Below are 2,439 nucleotides of genomic sequence, written 5' to 3'. Positions count from 1 at the left end.
ACATTTAGAAGGTGTGCATAGAGCTACTTTCACAAATGTAGACAAAAGTAAACAAGAAAGCTTTGGAAAAAAAGCAATGTATGAAGTTACAAAAGAAGGCTTGAAGAAAGTAGAAAAAATGCCAGAAACAACGGTTTTAGACGGAAATCAATTTGGCTGGTCTTTAAAGGGATATAGTGACAGAGAAATCGCAAAAGTAGATTATAATAGGGCAACAGAGAAAATGCAGGTGAAGTTAGAAGCAGGTGTACCACATTCTTACTTTAATAATACGTATGCAAGTATTAAAGTACAGAATTCATCCGGTAGTGTTGTGTACAATAAGGAAATAGTGGGAAATAGACAACAAACTGCTGAAAGTCAAGCCGTGCCCGTAAAAGTGGGAGATTACATTGAGTTTACCCATATAGAAGGGGAAACAGTAAAGGAAAAGACACGCGCTACACTTATTAACTTTGAGAATAATAAACAAGAATATATAGGTAAAAAAAGAACATATCAAGTTACTTCTACGGGATTAAACAAAATAGATTAACATGAAAAGCATTCAAATTATTAGTTAGATGCCAAATAGTCGTTCATTATGAACGGCTATTTGGCTTTTATTTATATAAAAGTGAAATGAAAATACACTCTCTATTATATATACTCTTGTTTTCATCAACAGCTATATTTTTTAATATAACTTGTAAAAAAAAAACTCGACTGAGAAAAGTTGTCAAATAAAAGAATAGGCTAATCTAATTTCTAATGGTCCCAGTATCTTTTATTTTGACGTGTGTCTTTACATTTATTTTAGCCTCTGCTAACGCTTGCAACCAATCTCCTTTTACTTTTTTCCACTCTTTATATTGAAAGGCTCTAGCATATAGGGATAATCCGATTGGATCAATTTTATTCTGCTGTATTTGATTTAATATATTTTGTAAATTATTATTAATTTCTTTTTCAATAGCACTTTTTAAATTATTTATATTTTTTTTATTATCATAGTGCCCCTTAACTAAATTCGTATTGGTTTTTTCTATTAAAGCTATATTAGCATGTATATTGAAATTAAATACAAACTTTCCGTTTTGAAAAGTAACATCTACCTTCCTTGTCGCGTTCTGTACGAAGATAGAAGTGTTTGTTTTTTTGTTTGATTTTTTAGGGGGAAGCGCAAGATGTAGTATCATTCGGCCGTTACTTTTTGGCTTATTTATAAGATTGAAAAATTTAACATCTTTTTTAGGGATATGAGTTAAATATTTCCCTTTTCGATTTAAAAATGCAATTCCTACTGTGTCGATTTCATTCATTGTTTTTTTGATAATTGGAACAGTTTGCGTCATTCCTTCTTCATTTTGTTCTCTCATTAATTGTTGAATTGTAGAAGAGACGGATTGGTTATTTTGAATAGAGGATTCGATTACACCATTTATATAAGATGAAAGTGATGGTTTACTAGGCTTGTGAATCTTAAAGATTTCTTCTGCAGGTCCATCTACAAGTACTACTTTAGCATTAATGGTAGCGTAAGGATCACGGTAAGAAGAATCAATCTCCTGCAACCAATTTGCCTCTTGCGCTAATTTTTTCCCAATTAAAATGATTTCAGCTTTGGAAGCTGTCATAAAGCCAGTTAATTTCGTATCTATCTTACTGAATCCAGTATATACAGTTGGTGCTTGAGTCCAATGTTCTATAGTACTTTTTGGCTGTTTATGATGAAAGAGTGGTATACTTGTTCCAACTTTTATGTCTCCATTAGAGCTTCTATCCAGGCCAATTAACAGGATTAATGAAACCTTTTCAAGAGGAATTCTCTGACTACAACCAATTATATATACACAACAAATTACAATCCATATCCATTTTCGAATCAAAGTTGTGTCCTCCTTGTAACCCAAGCAAAAAGAATGCTGTAAGTGAAAAAAAAGATCGGTAATAGAATAAAGAAAATGACATTTAAGATATCCATAAGAGAATATATAAACAAATATTGATCTACATCGGGATTTAGGAAAATAAATAGTCCAACTATAAATAACATAAAAGCAAGCAGCGCCCAATTACGGGCGTTTTTTTGAAGTGAAACGGTCACAGATTCAAAACTGAAAAATAAATACGGATATATCGTAGTGGAAAATACAATTAAATAGTAAGCGATATATATAATTTCTAATCGTTCCATAAAAGAAAAACGAACCCCTTTTAACAGATGAAATACTGGCCAGATTACGTCTTTTATCCCCTCCGGACTAAAGTATATATAAGAAAGAATAGTCACATATAGATAGAAAAACATGGTTCCAGTGTTCGCAATTAGTAGTCCTTTTATGGCTTTTTGTTTTTTTTGTAAGAACGGGTATATATAATATGCAAGTTCTAAGCCAGCATAAGGAGTAATGGTTTCTTTTGTTGCCTTTACAATAGGGTATAATCCATCTTTAATAA

The 2,439-nt window shown here is 31.4% G+C and carries 3 protein-coding genes; 1 reads left to right on the top strand and 2 read right to left on the bottom strand.

Going from position 1 to position 2,439, the window contains the following annotated elements:
* Nucleotides 1-535 (top strand): putative mucin/carbohydrate-binding domain-containing protein (locus MR113_RS27055; protein ID WP_277929806.1); only part of this gene is annotated, 535 nt, incomplete at its 5' end.
* A gap of 205 nt (nt 536-740) precedes the next feature.
* On the opposite strand, the gene MR113_RS27050 is transcribed toward MR113_RS27055, so the two are convergent.
* On the bottom strand, nt 741-1,868 hold the full coding sequence (locus tag MR113_RS27050; protein ID WP_242257466.1) for a Ger(x)C family spore germination protein: 1,128 nt from the start codon (nt 1,866-1,868) through the stop codon (nt 741-743).
* Nucleotides 1,865-2,439 (bottom strand): GerAB/ArcD/ProY family transporter (locus MR113_RS27045; RefSeq protein ID WP_242257465.1); only part of this gene is annotated, 575 nt, incomplete at its 5' end. The genes MR113_RS27045 and MR113_RS27050, both read right to left, overlap by 4 nt.

It is taken from the genome of Bacillus cereus group sp. BfR-BA-01379 (assembly GCF_022663605.1).
Lineage (GTDB): Bacteria > Bacillota > Bacilli > Bacillales > Bacillaceae_G > Bacillus_A > Bacillus_A mobilis.
This window is presented reverse-complemented; position numbering and strand designations above follow the sequence as displayed.